This is a genomic window from Nonomuraea turkmeniaca (genome assembly GCF_005889735.1).
GTDB lineage: Bacteria > Actinomycetota > Actinomycetes > Streptosporangiales > Streptosporangiaceae > Nonomuraea > Nonomuraea turkmeniaca.
The window spans coordinates 1-19827 of sequence record NZ_VCKY01000006.1; the positions used below are offsets into that span (position 1 = coordinate 1).

At 67.6% G+C, this 19827-nt stretch carries 18 protein-coding genes and 5 pseudogenes; 13 read left to right on the forward strand and 10 right to left on the reverse strand.

The features are described from left to right. The first annotated feature begins 726 nt into the window (after positions 1 to 726). The 6 genes and pseudogenes from ETD86_RS54775 to ETD86_RS02810 all read left to right on the forward strand — a co-directional run bounded on the left by ETD86_RS54775 (position 727) and on the right by ETD86_RS02810 (position 6624). Positions 727 to 2181, forward strand: a complete 1455-nt coding sequence (locus ETD86_RS54775; protein WP_170222844.1) for a thioester domain-containing protein — start codon at positions 727 to 729, stop codon at positions 2179 to 2181. Between the two features lie 286 nt (positions 2182 to 2467). After that, complete coding sequence (locus tag ETD86_RS58965; RefSeq protein WP_281286863.1) at positions 2468 to 3217, forward strand: FtsK/SpoIIIE domain-containing protein; 750 nt, start codon at positions 2468 to 2470, stop codon at positions 3215 to 3217. 1 nt (position 3218) lies between these two features. Beyond that, positions 3219 to 3698 (forward strand): annotated as a pseudogene (locus ETD86_RS58970) (FtsK/SpoIIIE domain-containing protein); the annotation flags it as partial. A gap of 151 nt (positions 3699 to 3849) precedes the next feature. Then, entirely contained in the window at positions 3850 to 4764 is a 915-nt protein-coding gene (locus ETD86_RS57830) for an FtsK/SpoIIIE domain-containing protein (RefSeq protein WP_246147562.1), read from the forward strand. Positions 4765 to 5025: 261 nt separating this feature from the next. Further along, positions 5026 to 5202: pseudogene (locus ETD86_RS02805) on the forward strand (IS110 family transposase); the annotation flags it as partial. Between the two features lie 438 nt (positions 5203 to 5640). Next, positions 5641 to 6624, forward strand: a complete 984-nt coding sequence (locus ETD86_RS02810) for a Tn3 family transposase (RefSeq protein ID WP_170222845.1) — start codon at positions 5641 to 5643, stop codon at positions 6622 to 6624. Here ETD86_RS02810 and ETD86_RS02815 read toward each other — a convergent pair. Next, entirely contained in the window at positions 6509 to 7126 is a 618-nt protein-coding gene (locus tag ETD86_RS02815; RefSeq protein WP_138664489.1) for a dihydrofolate reductase family protein, read from the reverse strand. The two genes, ETD86_RS02810 and ETD86_RS02815, sit on opposite strands and share 116 nt — an antisense overlap. A gap of 361 nt (positions 7127 to 7487) precedes the next feature. On the opposite strand from ETD86_RS02815, the gene ETD86_RS02820 reads away from it, so the two are divergent. Beyond that, positions 7488 to 8048, forward strand: coding sequence for a hypothetical protein (locus ETD86_RS02820; RefSeq protein WP_138664490.1), 561 nt, complete (start codon positions 7488 to 7490; stop codon positions 8046 to 8048). Positions 8049 to 8117: 69 nt separating this feature from the next. Next, entirely contained in the window at positions 8118 to 8324 is a 207-nt protein-coding gene (locus ETD86_RS02825) for a transposase (RefSeq protein WP_138664491.1), read from the forward strand. Between the two features lie 266 nt (positions 8325 to 8590). Here the strand turns inward: ETD86_RS02825 and ETD86_RS57835 are convergent, their stop codons facing one another. The 6 genes and pseudogenes from ETD86_RS57835 to ETD86_RS59570 form a co-directional block, all read right to left on the reverse strand. Then, positions 8591 to 9010, reverse strand: a complete 420-nt coding sequence (locus tag ETD86_RS57835) for a Rossmann-fold NAD(P)-binding domain-containing protein (protein WP_246147556.1) — start codon at positions 9008 to 9010, stop codon at positions 8591 to 8593. A 113-nt stretch (positions 9011 to 9123) separates the two neighbouring features. Then, positions 9124 to 9384, reverse strand: a pseudogene (locus tag ETD86_RS59885) (SDR family oxidoreductase); the annotation flags it as partial. A gap of 122 nt (positions 9385 to 9506) precedes the next feature. Continuing rightward, on the reverse strand, positions 9507 to 9893 hold the full coding sequence (locus tag ETD86_RS02840) for a DoxX family protein (protein ID WP_138664494.1): 387 nt from the start codon (positions 9891 to 9893) through the stop codon (positions 9507 to 9509). Between the two features lie 101 nt (positions 9894 to 9994). Further along, the gene (locus ETD86_RS02845; RefSeq protein WP_138664495.1) at positions 9995 to 10465 is read right to left on the reverse strand and encodes a carboxymuconolactone decarboxylase family protein; all 471 of its coding nucleotides are present in this window, start codon (positions 10463 to 10465) and stop codon (positions 9995 to 9997) included. An 85-nt stretch (positions 10466 to 10550) separates the two neighbouring features. Continuing rightward, positions 10551 to 11030, reverse strand: coding sequence for a sigma-70 family RNA polymerase sigma factor family protein (locus ETD86_RS59565; RefSeq protein WP_342779219.1), 480 nt, complete (start codon positions 11028 to 11030; stop codon positions 10551 to 10553). Between the two features lie 230 nt (positions 11031 to 11260). Beyond that, positions 11261 to 11431, reverse strand: a pseudogene (locus ETD86_RS59570) (sigma factor); the annotation flags it as partial. Positions 11432 to 11818: 387 nt separating this feature from the next. Between ETD86_RS59570 and ETD86_RS56640 the strand changes: the two are divergent. The 4 genes from ETD86_RS56640 (at position 11819) to ETD86_RS02865 (ending at position 14598) form a co-directional block, all read left to right on the forward strand. Then, a complete protein-coding gene (locus ETD86_RS56640; protein ID WP_211369787.1) occupies positions 11819 to 12466 on the forward strand; it encodes a hypothetical protein in 648 nt (215 codons plus the stop codon). Positions 12467 to 12562: 96 nt separating this feature from the next. Then, positions 12563 to 12919 carry an integrase core domain-containing protein gene (locus tag ETD86_RS56645; protein ID WP_211369788.1) on the forward strand — a complete coding sequence of 119 codons (357 nt, stop codon included), beginning with the start codon at positions 12563 to 12565 and terminating at the stop codon, positions 12917 to 12919. A 31-nt stretch (positions 12920 to 12950) separates the two neighbouring features. Continuing rightward, entirely contained in the window at positions 12951 to 13571 is a 621-nt protein-coding gene (locus tag ETD86_RS02860) for a TetR/AcrR family transcriptional regulator (RefSeq protein WP_138664496.1), read from the forward strand. A gap of 10 nt (positions 13572 to 13581) precedes the next feature. Further along, complete coding sequence (locus ETD86_RS02865) at positions 13582 to 14598, forward strand: glycoside hydrolase family 113 protein (RefSeq protein ID WP_138664497.1); 1017 nt, start codon at positions 13582 to 13584, stop codon at positions 14596 to 14598. A gap of 991 nt (positions 14599 to 15589) precedes the next feature. Here ETD86_RS02865 and ETD86_RS02870 read toward each other — a convergent pair. Then, entirely contained in the window at positions 15590 to 16279 is a 690-nt protein-coding gene (locus ETD86_RS02870; protein ID WP_138664498.1) for a TetR/AcrR family transcriptional regulator C-terminal domain-containing protein, read from the reverse strand. Between the two features lie 113 nt (positions 16280 to 16392). Here ETD86_RS02870 and ETD86_RS59890 point away from each other — a divergent pair, with 113 nt between their 5' ends. Then, complete coding sequence (locus ETD86_RS59890; RefSeq protein ID WP_425465610.1) at positions 16393 to 17100, forward strand: DUF4386 domain-containing protein; 708 nt, start codon at positions 16393 to 16395, stop codon at positions 17098 to 17100. Between the two features lie 108 nt (positions 17101 to 17208). Here the strand turns inward: ETD86_RS59890 and ETD86_RS59895 are convergent. Beyond that, positions 17209 to 18414 (reverse strand): annotated as a pseudogene (locus ETD86_RS59895) (tetratricopeptide repeat protein); the annotation flags it as partial. Positions 18415 to 18566: 152 nt separating this feature from the next. Continuing rightward, a complete protein-coding gene (locus ETD86_RS02880; RefSeq protein WP_211369789.1) occupies positions 18567 to 19817 on the reverse strand; it encodes a serine hydrolase domain-containing protein in 1251 nt (416 codons plus the stop codon). Between the last annotated feature and the right edge of the window lie 10 nt (positions 19818 to 19827).

Consider the following 19827-nt stretch of genomic DNA (forward strand, 5'->3'; position numbering starts at 1 on the left):
CAGCCCGCGGATGACCCGGCGGCGCGCCCAGCCCCACGGCTGCAACCCCCGTCCACATCCCCGGCAGACGATCTTTCCCGCCACCAGTCGCGTCTCGACCCGAGCCGTGTCGGCCTCTACCGTGAGCACAGCGCCTCCGTGCGCAACGCACGGCCCTCCCGGCGACTCGGCCAAGAGAGACGGGAGGGCCGTCTCCTTTCCGGACATCCGCACGTTGTCGCCGCACACGAAACGAGGACAAGGCCCAACCTTGTCCTCTCAGGCGATACTCACCACCGTGACGCCAACACCCCAGATCGTCGTCACATCAAACGTCGTCTAACAACCGTGCCGCGGCCGTGGCACGCATGCCGTAGATGAGGCTCTTATCGGATAGCCGGCTGGGCGGTGCCGGAGCGAGCGGGCCGCTTGGCCCTGATACGGGACATCCCCACAGCGGTAGATGGGTGCGCTAACCCGAGGGGCACCCCAAGTGCGGGCGAGCCGCCACGCGGAGGTCTTGAGCATCATTCGCCATTTCACTACAGTATGCCATTCTTCGACTACATAGCGTAATCATGGCCGGTGTGACCTGGCGTCACGCCTTTGGCTGTTCGTCATCGCGGAGGATACGCCGTGCAACGGCAACACAACCGTACATTCAAGCCCCGCCGGTCTCTCCCGGCGATCACTACTGCAGTAGTGATCGTCGGTATATGGAGTCTCGTCCTGGCGCTAACCACCCCCGTGACGGCATTTGCGGAGGTCGATCCGATACCCCGCCTCGACGACCCGGCAGGGCTGTTCACCGAGGCGGAGCTCACCGGCTTGGGTGATGGTCTCTCGGTGTCCGGGTACGACGCGCCCGAGGGATTCGATCCGCTCGGCGGCTATCCCGACGCCATCCCTGCGGGATCCACCGCACACGCCATCTCCTACGCCGGGACACTCCAGATCACCGACCCGGTCAGCGGCCGAACCGGCCTCACCTACTGCATCGACCTCAACACCGACACCGAGATCGGCGTGCACTACGTCATCGGCGACTGGAGCGAAGCCAACGTTCCCAACCTCGGCTACGTGGGATACATCCTCAGACGCTACTTCCCCACCACCGACGAACCGTCGCAGGCCTCCAACGACGACACCCGGGCCGCAGCCGTCCAGGCCGCCATCTGGTTCTTCAGCGACAACCTCATCCTGGCCACCAACAGTCCCGTCCGCTCCTACGCCGAGGCCATCGTCGCAGACGCACTGGCCAACGGACCGGATACCGAGCCGGAAGAACCGGAACTAACGGTCACTCCCGAGCAAATGGCGGCTCCGGCGACCGGGGAGATCGTCGGCCCGTTCACGGTGACCGCAGACGGCCCGGCGACGATCCGGTCGCAGGGGGTCGAGGTCTTCACCGACCCCAACGGGAACAACCGGCTCGGGGACGGTGACGTGGTCCAGCCCAGTGCGAGATTGTGGGCCCGCAGCATCTCCGATGAAGACCCGCAAGGCTTCGTGCTCGAACGCGTCGTCACCGTGCTCGTGGGCACGGTCCTGCTCTACGACGGGACGAACCCCAGCCTCCAGGAGGCCCAAAAGCTCGTCCTGGCGCAACAGACCCAACTCGTGGCGCGAGCCGGCGCCACACTTGAACCGTTCGCCGCAGGCAGCCTGGAGATCGTCAAGACAATCACCGGCGAAGCGGCAGGGCGACAAGGCAGGATCGCGATCGTCGTGGACTGCCAGGCCCCGGACTCCTCCCTGAACCGCCGCTTCACCAGGGTTCTGCCCGCCGGTACCGCCCCGGGTGAGCACCGGCGGCTGATCACCGGCATCCCAGCCGGCAGCGTATGCACAATCACCGAACGGTCCAACGGCGACAACCAGACCGTCGACGTGACCACCGTCATCGACCCGCCCACCGTCACCGTGGAGACCTACGAAGCCCAGCAGGTGTCCATCACCGACACATACCGCTGGCACGAGACGCCGAGGCCTCCGCACGAGACCCCGAAGCCTCCGCACGAGACCCCGAAGCCTCCGCACGAGACCCCGAAGCCTCCGCACAAGTGTGACGAGGCGTCGTCAGGCCACCACCATGGCGAACAGAAGCCCGGCACAGGCGATTGTGTGGAGTCGCCGACAGCCTCACTACGCGAGGATGACTCCTTCTTGATGATCACCAGAGATGGCGTCTACGGGTCCTGACCTGACATTCCTCGACTGGAACAAGATCAGATCGCGCGGCTGAGCGGACGCCCCATGAACCGGGGCGTCCGCTCAGCTCGCTGGGCGCGCCACTGATCGGCGCGCCCAGCATCTGCGGATTGCGGCTACTGGGCGAACACCTCGGTTTCGGCGTCGTTCGCCTGCGCCAGGAGCGCGGGCCCGCGAGTAGGGTGCCGAGCTGAAGCCGCTGCCCACGCTCTTCGTCGTACTCGACGAGTTCAGCGAGCTGCTGTCCACCAAGCCCGAGTTCATCGAGCTGTTCGTGATGATCGGCAGGCTTGGCCGCTCGCTCGGCGTGCACCTGCTGCTGGCCTCGCAGCGCCTGGACGAGAGCAGGCTGCGCGGGCTCGACACGCACCTGTCCTACCGGATCGGCCTGCGCACGTTCTCGGCCATGGAGAGCCGTGCCGTCCTGGGCGTGGCCGACGCCTACGAGCTGCCCTCGGCACCGGGCAACGGCTACCTCAAGTTCGACACCACCGGCATGACCCGGTTCAAGGCCGCCTATGTCTCCGGTGCCTTCCAGCCGGACACCAGGCGTGTGACGGAAGATGGGCAGCCCGCGGCACGTGAGATCGTCGAGTACGGGCCACGCTACATCCCGCTGCCTGTCGTCGAGAAGCCGGCGGCGAAGGTGCCCGCAGAAGCGGAGGAAAAGGGGCCACAGCCGAGTCTGCTCGACATCGTGGTCAGCCGGCTACAGGGACGTGGCCCCGCCGCGCACCACATCTGGCTGCCGCCGCTGGGCAAGCCGCCGACCCTTGCCGACCTGCTTCCCCGATTGTCGGTGACCCCGGAGCTTGGGCTCTCCACGCCGGACTGGAACGGCAGGGGGCGGCTGCACGCCGTTATAGGCATCATCGACAGACCCTTCGACCAGCGCCGCGATTCATACTGGCTGAACCTGTCGGGCTCCGCCGGGCACGTCGGCATCGCCGGCGGCACGCAGAGCGGGAAGAGCACCGTGCTGCGCACTCTGATCAGCAGCATGGCGCTCACGCACACCCCCCCGTGAGGTGCAGTTCTACTGTCTGGACTTCGGTGGCGGCACGCTGTCGGCGTTGGAGGACCTCCCGCACGTGGGTGGCGTGGCGGCCCGCCAGAACGCGGAGAAGATCCGCCGTACGGTCGCCGAGATCTCGGCCATCCTCCAGCAGCGCGAACGGGACTTCGTGCAGCATAACGTCGACTCAATTGCCACCTACCGCACACGACTGGCCGACGGCAGCATCGAAGGCGATGGCTGGGGAGATGTGTTCCTCGTCGTGGACGGCTGGCTGACGATCCGGCAGGAGCACGAGACCCTGGAACAGGAGATCACCGACCTCGCGGCTCGCGGGCTCGGCTACGGTGTCCACGTCATCGCGACCACCAACAAGTGGTCGGAGTTCCGGCCGGGCATCCGCGACCTGTTCGGCACCAGGGTCGGGCTCAAGCTCGGCGACGCCTACGAGTCGGAGATCGGCCGCAATGCTTCAGTTGCGGTGCCCGAAGGCACTCCGGGGCGCGGGCTCACCAAGGACGGCATGCACTTCCTGTCGGCCCTTCCTCGAATCGACGGGCTGCACGGCACCAACGACCTCGTCGACGGATGCGTGCCCTCGTGGAAAGCGTCAAGACCGCATGGCAAGGCCCCGTCGCTCCCCAGTGCGGCTGTCGCCGTCGCTGCTGCCCGCGACCGACATGCCAAGTCCGGAGCAGATCGGCAAGCACCGCATCGCGATCGGCATCGACGAGGCGACGCTCTCCCCCGTCGTGCTCGACTTCGAAGCCGACCCGCACTTCATCGTCTTCGGCGACACCGGATGCGGCAAGTCGAACGTGCTCAAGCTGATCATGCAAGGCATCGTGGCGCGCAAGACGCCCAAGGAAGCCAGAATGGTGGTGATCGACTACCGCCGGTCCCTCCTGGACACCGCGGCCACCGAACACCGCATCGGCTACGCCGTGGCGAGTACGGCGGCGGCCGAACTGGTGCAGGAGGTACGCCACGCCCTGCTCAAGCGCCTTCCGCCCGCCGACCTCACCCCCGACCAGCTCCGCCGGCGCAACTGGTGGCAACGGTCCGATCTGTATGTCGTGGTGGACGACTACGACCTGGTGGCCACCTCGAACAACCCTCTGCAACCGCTGGCCGAGTTACTTCCGCAAGCGCGTGACATCGGCCTGCACTTGATCATGGCCCGCCAGATGGGCGGCGCCAGCCGCGCGATGTACGACCAGGCGGTGCAACGGCTCAAGGAGATGGCGAGCCCGGCACTGATCATGTCGGGCAACCGAGAGGAAGGCGTGCTGTTCGGCAAGGTCCGGCCACAGCCTCTCCCGCCCGGCCGGGGTTTTCATGTGGACAGGAAATCCGGAGACCCGCTAAGACGGCTGAGGACGCGGTCGTCGCGGCCGGGACACGTTGAAGGGCCATCTCGATACCGGGTTGGGCTTCTTCACCAACATCCCCTCTCCTGGCGGGCCGGACTTCGTTCCGGGCGAGGAGAAGGTCGTCTGGACCAAGACCCCCTAATGAGTGCTGGGAGTAAGCCATCCGGCAGACTCCGTAACGGATAGTGGCGACCGGCAGGTGAGCACTCGTGATCCCTGGACCTTGAGCCCTGCTGAAAGATCGTGCTCCTGCCGGTTGGTCGGGAGAGTTGATCGCTGCTGGGATGTCGTGCCCGCCCGCATGTGGCGTGAGCACTGCTTCATTAGGTCGCCGATGGTTCTCCCGCGGGCTGCCGCTGACCAGCGCGAACGAAGACATCGACGGGAGGATTTGTGCGGCTGTTCGTGGGAGACGACTGGGCCGAAGACCATCACGATGTGGAGCTGATGGATGCCACCGGCAAGCGACTGGCCAAGGCCCGGCTGCCGGAGGGTGTGGCGGGCATGGCACGGCTGCACGCGATGATCGCCGAGCAGCTCGGCGCGGCTGTTGAGGACGAAGAAGCTCCCGGCCAGGTGCTGATCGGCATCGAAACCGACCGGGGGCCGTGGGTGCAGGCGCTCGACCGGCTCATACGAGTGCGCAACTCCGTGACCCACGGTGGACCGGCGGCGAACAGTGCGATTGAAAGTGTCGCCCACTTCAGTGGCTGTCTCGCCGCATGGGAAATCGAGACCCTCCTGGAGGCTTCCTTGACCGGCGACGACCTGCCTACTGCTCACCAGAAATTCCTGACCAAGCAGTCGAATCTCCTGGACACCTGGATGAAGGTTCAACACCCAGGCGATCATCTCTACCTGTAGGGGCGTGCAACCGCCCAGCCTCGGCCACCGCCTCCACAGCCTCACTGACCGACCAGGCCCCGCCACCTCGATCGGCCTGTGACCATCACCGACCCCTGACCCGGCATGTGTGGCACTGCGCGGTGTTCACCGCCTGCTATCGCGCCGAGGTCCGATACGGGGCTACGCCGTACGGCAGCGCAGGCGCACCGGGAGCTGGTGTCGGGGTCGTGGCGGCGGCTGGTGTATGACAACCCCGACCTGAGCGGCAAGCAGATCGATCGGCACGCTTACACCTTCTGCGTGTTAGAGGCGCTGTGGGCGGCGCTGCGCAGCAAGGACGTATACGCGGTCGGCGCGGACAAGTCCGGCGATCCCCGAGCCAAACTCATCTCCGGCGCCCTGTGGAGCGTGTGCGCGCCCAGCATCTTGACCGCGCTCGGGCTGGAGGCCGACCCGGACACTCACCTGCGCAAACTCGCGGTCGACCTGGATGAGGCGTACCGCGGCCTGGCCGACGGACTGGAGGCCAACCCGGCCATCACGATCAAGGGCGGGAAGCTGAATCTGGCCAAGCTGGAAGCCGCGCCGCTGCCGCAGGCATATGAGGCGGTCCATCAGGCGGCCAAGGCGATGCTGCCGCGCATCGACTACCCCGAGCTGCTGCTGGAGGTGCACGGTCATACGGGCATGTTCGACGCCTTCGAGCACATCTCCGGGTCGACGCCACGGCGGGCGGATCTGGACATCAGCCTGGCCGCGCTGATGGTGGCTCGTTCTTGCAATGTCGGGTTGAAGCCGGTGGTCAAGCCCGGCGATCCCGCCCTGGGCCCGCATCGGCTGATCGGGGTGGAGAAGGGCTGCTTCCAGCATGAGGGGATGGGGGCGGCGTCGGGCCGGTTGATCGCCAGGAAGGCCGACATCGATGTCGCCCGCGAGGACTGGGGCGGCGGGCTCGTGGCCTCCGCCGATGGGCTGCGGTTCGTGGTGCCGGTCCGTTCTCTGTACGGGCGGCCCAACCCGCACTACTTCGGCCAGTCCAAGCGGTCCAAGGGGGCCACCTGGCTGGCGGTGGTGTCGGTACGGGTCAGGGCAGGACGCGGTAGGTCACGTGCTGAGCCGAGTCCGACGATCGCGAGTACACCTGCTCGAGGTTCAGCGGCGGGACGCCGTCGAACAGTCGCGTACCGGCGCCGAGGGTGAACGGCACGATGTGCAGCCGCATCTCGTTGATCAGGCCCGCGGCGAGGTACTGGTTGACGGTGGTCGCGCCGCCGTGGATGGAGATGTCCCCGTCGCCGGCCGCCTCGCGTGCGCGCTTCATCGCGGCCTCGATGCCGTCGGTGACGAAGTAGAACGTGGTGCCGCCGTCCATCGGCTGCGGATCACGCGGGTAGTTGGTGAGCACGAAGACCGAGCCGTGGTACGGCGGGTTGTCGCCCCACCAGCCGTTCCACTCCCGGTCCCACTCGCCACGCACGGGACCGAACATGTTGCGGCCCATGATGAATGCCTTGGCTGTCATCATCCAGGAGATCTCGGGGTGCTTTTCCGGACCCTCGACGTACCAGGCGTGCAGCCTGTCGCCCCAGCCGTCGCCGCCGTCGTCGCCGAACGGGCGCTGTTCGCTCTGGTTGTGCCCGGCCGCGCACCCGTCGAGCGTGATCGTGAGATCGCAGGTCACCTTGCCCGTACCTGTGGTCATTGCCCCAGTCCTCCTCGTGACGATCTGTCTGGTATCAGCATGGAGGCAGACGAGGCATGACGTCTAATGCCAAACTGGCGGCTATAGCATTGATATTCTTGATGAATGCTCAATCTGGTCCACCTCAAGGTCCTTCGGGGCTGAGGAGCAGCGGTACAGCCATTATCGGTGAGATTGATCTTGGCGGTCGCGATGCCCGCCAGTGGGTGGCATCTGCCCCGAACGAGACATCTTTCCGAGATCAGGCCTTCTTGATGGGGGTCGTCGCGTGCTGTCCTGAGCGGAGCCCGGTGTCGGAGCTGTACTTGGCGCGGCTTTACGGCGAGGACTTCCTTCTCCTGGTCGAGGGGGCACGGGCGGGATGGGTGCACGCCGCACCCGGCGGCGCGTGCCCGGCCGCACCGACGTCATCGTGCGCAGCCGCTGCGTCGGCTGGCTCCAGCGCGACGATCGCGGCTGTGACGTCGCCTGCACGATCGACGGCCTGGTGCCCGGATCGGCCAGCACCAACCGCGTGCAGGCCGTGACCGCGCTGCTGGCCGCGCTGGTCGCACCCGCGCCCCTGCGCGATCTCGGGCCCGAGGCCCGCACGCCCCGCAGGCCGCGCGCTCGCTCGCCGCGCGAGCGGCCGATCAGTCCCTTCACCCCGGCGCAGCTGGCCGCCGCCGCGCTCGCCGACAACCTGCCGCGCCTGCCTGATGGCTCCTACCGCGTGCACATCCACGACGGCTTCGACGACACCGAGCTCGGGCGTGTCTATCGCTCCGGCCGCCGCTGGCAGGCCCTCGCTCCCGACGGGCGCGTCGTCGTGCACCGCGCCGCCACCCGCACCGAGGCCGTCGACCAGTTGCTCGCCACTCCCGGCCCGCTCTTCGGCGACCCCGCCGATACGATCCTCCACGACCCTCTGAACCCGGGCTAAAGGCCGACGTCAACGAGCACACAGCGACGTCGGAATTATGACTATTTGTCCGATTTGTATAGTTCTGGGGTGGCGAGCATCTGGCGGGGACCCCGCGGTGTCGAAGTCCAGATCATCGTGCTCGACACCACCCCACTGTTCAAGGTCACTCAAGTGCTGAACGGCCGCAGGTACTTCCTCGCCTACAGCGCCAGCATCGACGGCCTTCGCCAGCACGTCGACCTTGCTGACCTCGTTGAGGTCATTGCGCTACCCGTCGGCCGCGGCACGCCGTAGCGTCATCCAAGCACTGTGCCGATTGTCCACCGTCGCCCACCAGGCGTGTCGATTAATCTCCTCAGCCGGCCGGCGCAATTCGTCCAGCGCGGCCGCCCGCTCAACGCGCTGATCATCATCAGGTCGGCCTCGCCGGCGACGACAGCTTGAGTGACCGCGGACACCGCCGCCGGGCACGTCCCTCGGGACGTGCCCGGCGGCCGGCAGGTGCCGCCTATCCGTCAGGTCGACGCCGTTCCGAAGGCGGCGGTGTGGTCGGCGACCCATTATGCGTAGGTGAAGGGCGGCCGGCCGGTCACTTGTTCGACCGTCGGCAGGACCTCCGCGGTCTTGCCGACTCTCGCGGTGAGCGCGTCGACGTAATCGTCGACCCCCTGGGCGGGCATGCCGAGGCGGGCCATCTCGTCCCGGAACCAGTCCTCGGATTGCTCCTGCCACCGCAACGGCCGCCCGATGGTCTCCGCGATGATGCGCAGGCGGTCGATCTGGGTCAGCGACTGGGGTCCGGTCACCGAGTACCCCTGGCCGGCGCGCCCGTCGAGGAGGCTGCGGGCGGCGACCGCGGCGATGTCGCGTGGGTCGACCGGGGCCGTCGCGGCGTTGCCGTACCGTCCGCGGACGACATCGCCGTCGATGATCTGGGATGCCCAGACCAGATCGTTGGTCGTGAGCCCGTCAGGCCGCACGAAGGTCCACGGCAACCCGGACGCTGGACGGATCGTTCGAGCCGCAGGTGCGCCTCGCCGACCCAGCTGGGCACGGACCATGTGACGGATATCGAGGACAGCATCACGACGTGGCGCAGGCCGGCTCGCTTGGCCACGTCGAGGAATCCGTCGACCCCCTGAAAGAAGGGGAACAGGAAGGCCCGCTCGATGCCGGACAGGGCCTCCGTCAGGCTCTCGGGCTGGGTCAGGTCGCCGGTCGCGACTTCGACCTGGTCGGGGAATGCCTGGCCGCTGGGGTTGCGGGTGATGACGCGGACCTTCTGACCCGCCTCCAGGAGTTGGCGGACGACGTGGGAACCGACGTTTCCGGTGGCACCGGTTACCAGGATCATGGTGGAGATCTCCTTTAGTTTCGTTTTTTGTGTGCACCAACCACGTCACCGACGACGAACCTCACACCCAGGGACGGCCTGCGGGGTCGGGGACTGCCGCCCCGACCCCGCACGCGAGGGCATCAGCCGATGAAGGACTCGGGGCCGAAGAAGCGGCCCCACGCCACGAAAGCGGCCAGGGCGAGATAGACCACGTCGCCCACGACCGTTGCTCTCTCGCCACGACGGAGGCGCGTGATGATCGCGCCGACAAACAGCAGCACCGCACCTGTAGCGGCCAACGGAACGAGAACCGGCGCGATGCCGAGTACGGCGGGCAGGATCAGTCCCACCGCGGCCAGGAACTCGAGGCCTCCAATGGTCTTGAGAGCACCGGGGCTGAAGTCTTCGGCCCATCGGGTTGCGGCGCCGAGGCTGGCCATCTTCTCCTTGGGCACGAACAGCTTGGCGCTGCTGACCAGCAAGGCGGCGGCCAGTAATCCGGCGACGATCCATAGTGCGATGTTCATGAGTTTTGTCCTTGGCCCAATGTCGGGGGGTGACGAACGGACCCGGGGTCGTCCCGGGGTCGTCCCGGGACCGCCCGTGACCCTGAGGGGGAATGCCCGCGTCAGCCGAACTGACCGGGCTGGTACTCGCCGCCGGGCGTCCGCGTGATCACGTTCAGCCGGTTGAAGGCGTTGATCGTGCAGATCAGGGCCACCAGGGCCGTCAGCTGATCCTCGTCGAAGTGCTTGGCCGCGTTCGCCCACGCCTCATCGGTGACGCCGCTGGAGTCGGCGAGGCGGGTGCCCTGCTCGGTGAGTTCCAGCGCCGCCCGCTCCGCCTCGGTATAGACGGTCGTCTCCCGCCATGCCCCGACCAAGTTGATCCGCACCATGCTCTCGCCGGCGGCCGCGGCGTCCTTGGTATGCATGTCGAGGCAGCCGCCGCAGCCGTTGATCTGGCTGGCGCGGATCTTCACCAGCTCCTGCACCGCCTTCGGCAGTGCCGAGTCGGTGATGACCTTGTTCGACGAGATGATGTACTTGGCCCACTTCGACCCGACCTCGTTGACCATGGGGTTGATCCGGGTTTCCATCTCGATCTCCTTCGTCTTCGGATGCTTGCACCACTACGACGAAGCCCCCCGCCAAGACGTAACAACCCCATGCGATGGACGTGCGCTACTCGGGTCGCGCGGGCAGACCCATGGTGTCGAGGCGCTTGCGGTCGCTCACGGTCAGGAGCTCGACGATCCGGCCGTCGACCACAGTGCACGCCACCACGCCGAGCACCTTGCCGTTCGCACCCCAGGCCACGAATCCGGGCTCGCCGTTGACCAGGACCGCCAGCGCCGAGGTCATCGACTTGATGCCGCGCAGGATCGGACCGGCCACCTCGGCCGCCCCGACCGTGGTCAGCACGCCCTGCGGGTGGTACGTGCGCCAGGTCACCTTCGGATCGAGCAGTCGTACGAGCCCTTCGAAGTCCCCGTTGCGCGCCGCGGCAAGAAATGCGTCGACCACTGCGCGCTGCCGCCGCGGCTCCTGCTCCGGCGGCGGTGTGCCCTGCACCTTCCGGCGGGCCCGGCTGGCGAGCATCTTGGTCGCGTCGGTGGACCGGCCGATGATCTCGCCGATCTCGGCGAAGGGCACCGCGAACATGTCATGCAGGACGAACGCCAGCCGTTCGGTGGCGTGAGGGTGTCGAGCACCACCAGCAGTGCCAGCCCGACCGATTCGGCGAGCATCACGTCGTCCTCGGGTGTCGCCCCGCCGTCCACGGTCACCACCAGCTCGGGCAGCCGGTCTTCGTACGACAGGTTGGCCCGGGTCGTGCGCGAGCGCAGCACGTCGATGCAGACCCGGCCGACCACGGTGGTCAGCCAGCCGGCCAGGTTGTCGATCGCGGCCGCGTCCTGCCGCGCCAGCCGGATCCACGCCTCCTGCACCGCGTCCTCGGCATCCGCCCGCGACCCGAGCATCCGGTAGGCGACCGCGACCAGGCGCTCGCGCTGCTGTTCGAAGGCTCCCGCCAGTGCTTCGTGCGGACCCGATCCGGCCATGTTGTTACCTTCCTTGCGCGAACTCCGTCATGGTCATGACGGGCCCGAAGGCGCCGAGGTAACCGTTTGGCGTGCATCGGAGAGTCACTGGCTTTGCCGTCATGGGCGGACGAGCCGGAGAACGAGTTGCGCTCTGTCGAGCCTGAGGAAGCGGTCGCGCTGCTGTGCGGTCGCACACGCATGATCTGCGGGCTGGTTCGGTTCGTGGACAGCGTCGGCGATAACTACAGCAAGTGGGTCCCCGTAGGCGCGTTCGACACATGGCGCTGGTGGCACGGCGGCCAACGAGTGGCGCGCAAACGCGCCAAAGCGAGAGACCCAAGATGTCACAGGGTCTGATCTGGGATTTCGCACTACCAGACGGTTCGGTTGCAGCAAGCTCGTGGGATGGCCCTGCGACTGCTGTACTTGATCGTCTTGAGGGTGTTCGGCTGGATCGTGTTGCTCACCCGTTCACAGGCGTCTAAGGATATGGAGATCCTCGTCCTGCGTCACCAACTCTCAGTCCTGCGCCGCCAGGTCGGCGCACCCCGCCCGTCATGGGCAGACCGGGCGATCCTGTCCGCGCTTGCCCGGCTATTGCCGCGACATGGCCGGCACCGGTTGTTCGTGACGCCGCGGACGCTTTTACGCTGGCACGCCGACCTGGTGAAGCGACGGTGGCCCTACCCAGGCCGCGCGCCGGGACGACCACCGATTCGTCGCACGATCCGAGCCCTGGTCCTGCAGATGGCCGGCGAGAATCCGACCTGGGGTTACAGGCGCATCGCCGGGGAGGTCGCCGGACCGGGCCGCAAGGTCTCCCCCGCCACCGTGTGGGCGATCTTGAGGAAGGCCGGAATCGATCCCGCACCCCGGCGCGGCGACCAGACATGGGCGCAGTTCCTGAAGGCCCAGGCATCCGGGATACTGGCCGCTGATTTCTTCCACGTCGAGACCATCACGCTCGCCCGCCCGTACTGCTTCGCCGTAGTCGAGCATGCCTCCCGCCGTGTTCACGTGCTGGGTGTCACGGCGAACCCGACCAGCACGTAGGTAACCCAGCAGGCACGCAACCTCATACTCGACCTGGGCGATCGAATCGGCAACTTCCACTTTCTGATCAGGGACCGCGACCGTAAGTTCACCGCATTGTTCGATGAGGTGTTCACGACCGAAGGCATCCGGGTGGTGCTCACTGCTCCGCAGGCTCCGCAGATGAACGCGATCATGGAACGGTGGGTGGGCAGCGTACGCCGTGAACTCCTCGACCGGATCCTCATCACGAACGAACGCCACCTTCGGACCGTCCTCGCCGACTATGAAACCTACTTCAACGAGCACCGTCCGCACCGTGCCCTGAACCAGGCCAGCCGCTCCGAGCGCTACCCGAACCCGTCGACGCCGACATCAAGGTCACCCGACGAGACCGACTCGGCGGCCTCCTACACGAGTACGCCCAGGTCGCATGAGGTGACACAGTATTCGGCACCCACACGCGCGGCTTGATAAATCAGGCCGATCGGCCTAGTATCAGTCCATGCAGTCTGTGAGTAGGCCGAGCGGCCGGAAACGAAATCCCATCATCGAAGAGGCCCGCCGGAAACAGATCATCGACGCCGCCATCCAGACGGTGGCGAGCGTCGGTTACGCGCAAGCATCGCTGTCGCGGATCGCGCAGCACGCTCAGATCAGCAAGAGCGTCATCTCCTACCACTTCGCCGGCAAGGATGAGCTGCTAGAGCAAGTGGTCAACCAGATCTACGACGACACGTGGGCGTTCATCCAGGCACGGCTCGAAACCGAGACGTCCGCGGCTGGCAGGCTCCGAACCTACATCCAGGCCAACCTCGACTACATGCGAGCGCACCGCTCTCGGGTGCTGGCGGTGGGAGACATCGTCGGCAGCCACCGCGCAGCCGACGGCACGCCGCGCTTCGCGACGACCACCGACGAATCGGTCATCACGCTGCTGGCCGCCATCCTGCGCCAGGGCCTGGATGACGGCGAGTTCCGGGACTTCGATCCCCAGGTGGTCGCCGTGACCGTCGGCCAAGCCCTCATCGGGGCGGTAGGCCGATGGGCGGTGGACCCAACCGTCGATCTGACCGCCTATGCCATCGAGCTGACCACCCTTTTCGACCGCGCCACCCGGAAGTAGGGACTTCCTCATGGGCCTGACCCACAAAGGCGTCAACTACGACGTCGGTACGAACTATCTTCCCGATGGCGTCCTGTCCCGGGGAGAGTGGCGGCCCGATCTGATGCGTCAGGAGATCCGGGCCATCCGTGACCAACTGCACGCCAATTCCGTCGGCATCTACGGCACCGACCTCGAGCGGCTCGTTCAGACCGCAACAGTCGCGCTGGAGCACGGGCTGCACGTATGGCTGCAACCCCGGCTGATCGACGCCGCTCCGCAGGAGACGCTGGACCATTTGACGCGAACGGCCGAAGCCGCCGAACTCCTCAGAAAGGAGTATGGGACGATCGACCTCAACGTGGGTTGTGAGCTCACCGTCTTCTCCGCGGGCATCATTCCCGGCGCCTCCCACGAGGACCGAAGCGCCAAGCTGGCCTCCCCGCTGTACTGGCCGCTGTTCCCACAGTTCAACAGGAAGCTGAACCGTCTCCTGGGCCGGGCCGCCGCAGTCGCCAAGTCCGCTTTCGGCGGCCGTATCACCTACGGCTCGGGATTGTGGGAGAGGGTGGACTGGACACCGTTCGACGTCGTGGGCCTGGACTACTACCGCATGCCGTACAACCGTTCCAGATACGTCAAGAACCTGCGCAGCTTCCACCGGTACAGCAAGCCTGTGGTCATCGTCGAGTTCGGCTGCGGCGGCTACAACGGCGCCGCAGAAAAAGGCCCCTCCAGCCACGCGATCATCGATCGCGGCGGGCCAACGCCGGTCATCAACGGCTCGTGGGTCAGGAACGAGCAAGTCCAGGCCGAGCATGTCGCCGAACTGATCGGGATCTACGAGGAGGAGAACGTGCAGGGCGCGTACGTGTTCGAGTTCATCGAGCCGCATCACCCACATTCCGCCGATCCCCGGCATGATCTCGACATGGCGGGCTACGGCATCGTCAAAGTCATCCAGGACGACGCGGCGGGATCGTATCGCTGGGAGCCGAAAGCAGCCTTCCACGAAGTGGCCAGACTCTACAGTAGCCAGGCCATCTGACCTCCCGCCGCCCATCCGCCCTCGGCGCCGCGCAGGGCGGCGCACCCCGAGGCGATGTGGTGGCGGCAACCACCGGGCCGACCAACCTCATGGCCGACATGACCGGCCGCGACACTCGGGGCCTCTACCGCTATCTCGGCACGGTGCCGGGTCGCAGGCCCTGGGGCCCTTAGGGATGCTACTCTTGAGCGCGGAGACAGAGGCGGTGAAACTGCCGTTCCGACCAGCGGCTGGGTGCACGAAGGAGAAGCTGTCGGTAACCGGCTCATCGCCCGGTCCGATCGGAACGGGTCACGCAGCGGCAGTAGCCCGGCTGGCGGCTGGGAGGGCCGTGAACCGCCTGATCATCACTTCCTATCGGCCGAAACATCACAGATGGCGGCTGGTAGGACCGACCTTACCGACAGGCCTAGTCGGAGAAGTCGTCTTCGACGCGGTTGGAGTTCACCGCGTCCAAGCGGCCGCGGAGCCGCTGCTGTGCGCCGGCCAGTGGAACTGATCCAATTGGGGAAGTCGGTCGCGGTGATGATGTAGCCGGCCGCATCGTAAGCCCCCATGCCCAGCACGCAAATGAGCGCCTTTCGTGGGGGACGTCGTCAAGGCCGTGTGGCGGGCCGGGCAAGACGACACTGCCCGGCAAAGCGCTGAGGTGCTCCAGCTTGCAAGTGTCCTTCGGCAGCTTCAGATACAGCGTCATGGGGCTCTCCAACGCTCGTAACGCAGGGCACGCGGGGCATCGAGGACAAGGACGCCGCACTCGGCACAGAGCCCGGGGTCCTCTTGCGGGTCCACGCCGACCGGCTCACCGGTCGCTCGGGAGTTTGGCGGCAGCGGCCTCGAGGTCGGCATCCGGTGGGCAGGGCAAATAGCCGGGTGGCGCCGACCACGCCTCGGCGACGAGCAGTACCTCCAGGAGCTGCCGTACGGCAGCAGCGACACCGAAGGCGGCCCATGGGATCGGTCTGTGTCGGACTTGGCGTGGCTCGCCGACCTAGCCGCGGAGGCGTTCAAGCCCGTCCAGGAGCAGATCGAGGGTGAACTCGAACTCGACCTGGCCGTCGCACCAACCCAGCGTGGGGTCGGTGACGTCGTGGATCTCGGTCGCCACCATCGCTGTCAGGTGCGGCAGGGCTTCGGCCATGGCGGTCAGGTCTGCTTCCGCGGCGTCGACCTCCATGCCTCCCCCGGCCGACGCCGGGCTGAAGATCTCCTGCACGAACCCGAGAGGCAGGCTGCCGAACGCGTGCAGCGCCCGGTGCGCGAGGTGGTACGAGAACCCGGCACCGACCAGCGTGCCCACGATCCCGTCGTAGTACGCGACAACGCCGGCCGGGATGGTCCGGCGCGAGCCCAGCAGCCCGGGCGCCCACGGGTGACGCAGCATCACTTCCCGCGCCGCGAGGAACCGCTGCCGCAGCCGCGTACGCCAGTCTCCGTCAGGTTTGGTCATGTCGGGGCGGCCGACCGCGTCATGGATCTCAGCGACCACGGTCTCGACGACGCCGTCGAGCAGGGCCTCCTTGCCCGGCAGATGGTAGTAGAGCGACATGGCCTCGACGCCGAGGTCGGCGGCGAGGCGGCGCATCGTCAGCGCCTTGATCCCCTCCGCATCCGCCAGGACGACCGCCGCCGCCAGCACGCGCTCGCGGCTGAGCGGCTCGCGGAATGCCTTCGCTGCCATCGGTCTTCCACCCCCTTGTCGGCGTCTTACATCGTAAGTTACCTTACGAGGTAAGGTACACAGTCGATCTCTCGCTGGCCGCCGCGCCGGCACAGCCCTCAAGGAGAGCCACCATGCACGCGCTGATCCGCACCGCCCGCACGACCGGGCTGCTCTACCTCGGCCTCGCCGTCACCGGCGCACTGGGCTTCCTGCTCATCCGGCCGCGGCTCTTCACGGCCGACGACCCCGGCGCGACGCTCGCCCACCTGGTCGACCACGAATCGCTCGCCCGCGCCGGGGTCGCCTTGGAACTGCTCATCGTCGTCACCAAAGCCCTCACAGCGGCATGGTTCTACCGCCTGTTCCGCACCGCACACCCGCTTGCCGCCGGCGGTATCGCCGCCTTCGGCCTCGTCAACGCGGTCGCGATTCTCTCCAGCGCGGCGCTGCTCGCCACAGCGCTCCAGGTCGCGCTCGCCCCGATCGGCGACGCGGCGGCCGTCGTCCAGGTCCTGTACCTGGTCAGCGGCAACCTGTGGGGCGTGGGAGCAGTGTTCTTCGGCCTGTGGCTCATCCCCATGGGCTCGTGCGTGCTCCGCTCGGGCTGGATGCCCCGCCCGCTCGGCTGGATTCTCATCGGCGGCGGCATCGGCTACCTGCTCAGCGCGTTCATCGGATACCTCGCCCCCGACGCACAGGGCATCGCAGACGCTCTCACCGTCCCCGCGACCGTAGGGGAGCTCTGGATGGTCGGCTACCTGCTCATCCGCGGCGTCCGCCGTCACGCGCTCGACCAAGCCCCGCCAGGTGCGCCCACGGCGGCACCCGCAGCGGGTTGACGGATCCCAGGGACCGAGGAACGTCCCGAGCCAGCGGACGGTCATGCGTGTCTGCGCGGCGGTTCCCTCGCGAAACGGGTGCCCGAGCCCGGCCCGCAGGGCCACGCCTGCCTGCGCCGTCGAGATGGCCTCGGTGAGCCGGCCCAGCTTCACATAGATCATGGCCGTGTTGCCCAGGAAGGCGGCCTGGAATTCCCGTCTCCCACTGGCTACGGCCAGGGTGCGGCCCTTCTCCATGGCGTCGAGCGCGTCGTCGAAGCGCCCCATCTGGGCGTAGGCGATGCCGAGGCCGTTGTAGGTAGACATCATCCGTTCTGGCCGGTTTGCGCGTTCCCAGCAGATGAGCGCCTGCTCCAGGTGCCGCGTCGCATCCGGCAACCGTCCCAGCGCCTGGTACCTCCACCCGAGGAGGTGGTTCCCCATCGCCTCGGCGGCGTGGTCACCGCACGCGACGGCAATCTCGAGGGCGCGCGTCTGAAGCTCGATCACCTCGTGGTTGAGGCCCTTGCTGGCCAAGGGCCAGTAGACGGTGGCGGCCAGACCGAACGCGGTCTGGCGGTCGTCCTGGACGGCCATGGCCTGCTGGCAGGCGGCCACGAGATTGTCGCGCTCCTGCTCCGTCCAGTCGCTGGCCTCCTCGGCGGTGCCGAGCGCGATCCCTGGGCGGTCGGCCTCGTAGCCGGACAGTGCCAGGGCGGCCGCGGGATCGAGCAGCAGGCTGGCGGTCTTGGCGGTGGCCAGGTAGTGGTGCAGCACGCGGCGTACGGCGGCGGCGTGGCGTTCGGGTCCGGAGAGGTCCCCGGCCTGCTCGCGGGCGTGGATGCGGACCAGGTCGTGCATCCGGTAGCGGGCCGGCCCCGCCGGTTCGAGCAGGCGGACGTTCTGCAGGCTGTCGAGCGCCTCTTCCACGCGATGCTCATGCCAGTCGGTCAGCGCGGCGGTGGCGGCCACGGTGTGGGTGGGCAGGTCGAGGAGCCCCCCGCAGAGCGCCACGATCCGCTCCGCCGCCTCGGCTTCGCCGTGAACCCGCTCAGGGCCCACGATCCGGGCCAGGAGCGAAGTGGACTCGGTCGCGTCGAGCCCGGTCAGGCCCAGGTGGTGGACCCCGTCGAGCTGAGTGAGGACCTGCCTGCTGGTGACCACGCCCGAGCACCCCGGCCCGGCCGGGATGAGCGGGCGCACCTGGCGGGCATCCAGCGCGTTGTCCAGGATGAGCAGCAGCTCCCGCGTCGCGGTGAGGGAGCGGAAGCGGGCCGCGGCCTCGTCCACATCACTCGGTACGGCCGAGCCACCCACGTCGAGCGATCGCAGCATCCTCCCGAGACAATCGAGCGCCGACAGTCTGGCCGACCACACTCCACCCGGAACCGACACTCGGTTCACCGCCAGACTGCTCAACGTCCGGGGTAGGGCGGCGGCGCTGTGGCGGGCCGCCGATCGGTGACCCGCCCGCGCCGCGCCGCCGGTCACGGTGTGGCCGTGCCCCCGTCCACGCCGATCGCCGGGAGCGGCCGCGCCGCCCTGGTCGCCGCGCCCTCGTCAGGCCCGCACGCCGCCTCCAGCAAGTGGTTCCCGAGCGCGAAGTCGATGGCGTGCGTGACAGGACTACCGTCCTCGTCGAGCTGCTGGTAGTTCCTCAGGTTGGTGCCGAAGGCGAACTGGCGGCCGCCGCCGGTGTTGGAGAACGCGAAGGTCTGCATGCCGGGGATGCTCCCGTCGTGCCCCCAGAATCTGCCGCACGGCAGGTCAAGGGGGAAGATCCCGAGACCGTAGTCGATCACGGCGCCCGAGAAGGACCGGATGGGCACGGTCTTCTGCATCTCGGCGAGCAGAGTCGCGTCGAGCAGCTCGCCGCGCAGCAGCAGCCGGAAGAAGCGGTTGAGGTCCTCCATCGTCGAGGCGACCGCACCCGACGTCCAGGCCCAGGACATGTTGTAGACGCTGTAGTCCTTGGGCGGGTCGAAGTAGCCGAACAGCGCCTCGTACGCCTTGGAGCTCGGCCCAGGCAGGTACGGCGTGCGCGGGAACGACGTGTGCCGCAGCCCGGCCTTCCGGAAGACATGGTCGGTGAGGTACCGCTCGGCACTCGTGCCCGTCACCTTCTCCAGCAGCAGGCCGGCGATGACGAAGTTCGTGTTCGAGTACGACCCGGGTGTCACCCCCGGCTGCCCGGTCGCTGGGGCGCCGAGCCCCGCCCGCGCCAGCTCCTCCGGCGGGAAGGCGCGGAAGCGGTTGGCGTCCAGGCTCTCGATCGTCGGGAAGATCACCTCGGTGTGGTTGGCGATGTGGCTGGTGTGGTTGAGCAGCATGCGTACGGTGATCTGCTGCCCGCGCTCACCCGGGATCAGATCCGGCAGGTAGCGGCCGATGGGGGCGTCGAGCTCGATCGTCCCCTTGCCGACCTGCTGTAATACGCCCACGGCGACGAACGACTTGGTGATGCTCCCGGCCCGGTGCACCATCTCGGGCCGCATCGGGCGGTGGGTCTCGACGTCGGCGACGCCCGCGGCGCCCTTCCAGCTCCGCCGGCCGTCCACGACGTTCGAATAGGTGCCGTACATGCCGGCCTCGTGCACGGCGTCCAGCGTCTGGCGCAGCCGCTGCCGGTCGAGGCCGCCGTCCTCAGCGGCGGCCGCGGATGCCGCTGCGAGCAGCGCGGCGGCCAGGGTCGCGGCTCCCAGCCGCGAGGCGAGCGTGCCGAATCGACGAATGGTCATGGCGCTCAGC

Coding starts and splice junctions, on each gene's coding strand:
- ETD86_RS58965 (WP_281286863.1), top strand. CDS start 2,468: ATGATCGGCAGGCTTGGCCGCTCGCTCGGCGTGCACCTGCTGCTGGCC.
- ETD86_RS02815 (WP_138664489.1), bottom strand. CDS start 7,126: ATGACCACAGGTACGGGCAAGGTGACCTGCGATCTCACGATCACGCTC.
- ETD86_RS02820 (WP_138664490.1), top strand. CDS start 7,488: ATGGGTGCACGCCGCACCCGGCGGCGCGTGCCCGGCCGCACCGACGTC.
- ETD86_RS02840 (WP_138664494.1), bottom strand. CDS start 9,893: ATGAACATCGCACTATGGATCGTCGCCGGATTACTGGCCGCCGCCTTG.
- ETD86_RS02845 (WP_138664495.1), bottom strand. CDS start 10,465: ATGGAAACCCGGATCAACCCCATGGTCAACGAGGTCGGGTCGAAGTGG.
- ETD86_RS59565 (WP_342779219.1), bottom strand. CDS start 11,030: ATGTTCGCGGTGCCCTTCGCCGAGATCGGCGAGATCATCGGCCGGTCC.
- ETD86_RS56640 (WP_211369787.1), top strand. CDS start 11,819: ATGGCCCTGCGACTGCTGTACTTGATCGTCTTGAGGGTGTTCGGCTGG.
- ETD86_RS02860 (WP_138664496.1), top strand. CDS start 12,951: ATGCAGTCTGTGAGTAGGCCGAGCGGCCGGAAACGAAATCCCATCATC.
- ETD86_RS02865 (WP_138664497.1), top strand. CDS start 13,582: ATGGGCCTGACCCACAAAGGCGTCAACTACGACGTCGGTACGAACTAT.
- ETD86_RS02870 (WP_138664498.1), bottom strand. CDS start 16,279: ATGGCAGCGAAGGCATTCCGCGAGCCGCTCAGCCGCGAGCGCGTGCTG.
- ETD86_RS59890 (WP_425465610.1), top strand. CDS start 16,393: ATGCACGCGCTGATCCGCACCGCCCGCACGACCGGGCTGCTCTACCTC.
- ETD86_RS02880 (WP_211369789.1), bottom strand. CDS start 19,817: ATGACCATTCGTCGATTCGGCACGCTCGCCTCGCGGCTGGGAGCCGCG.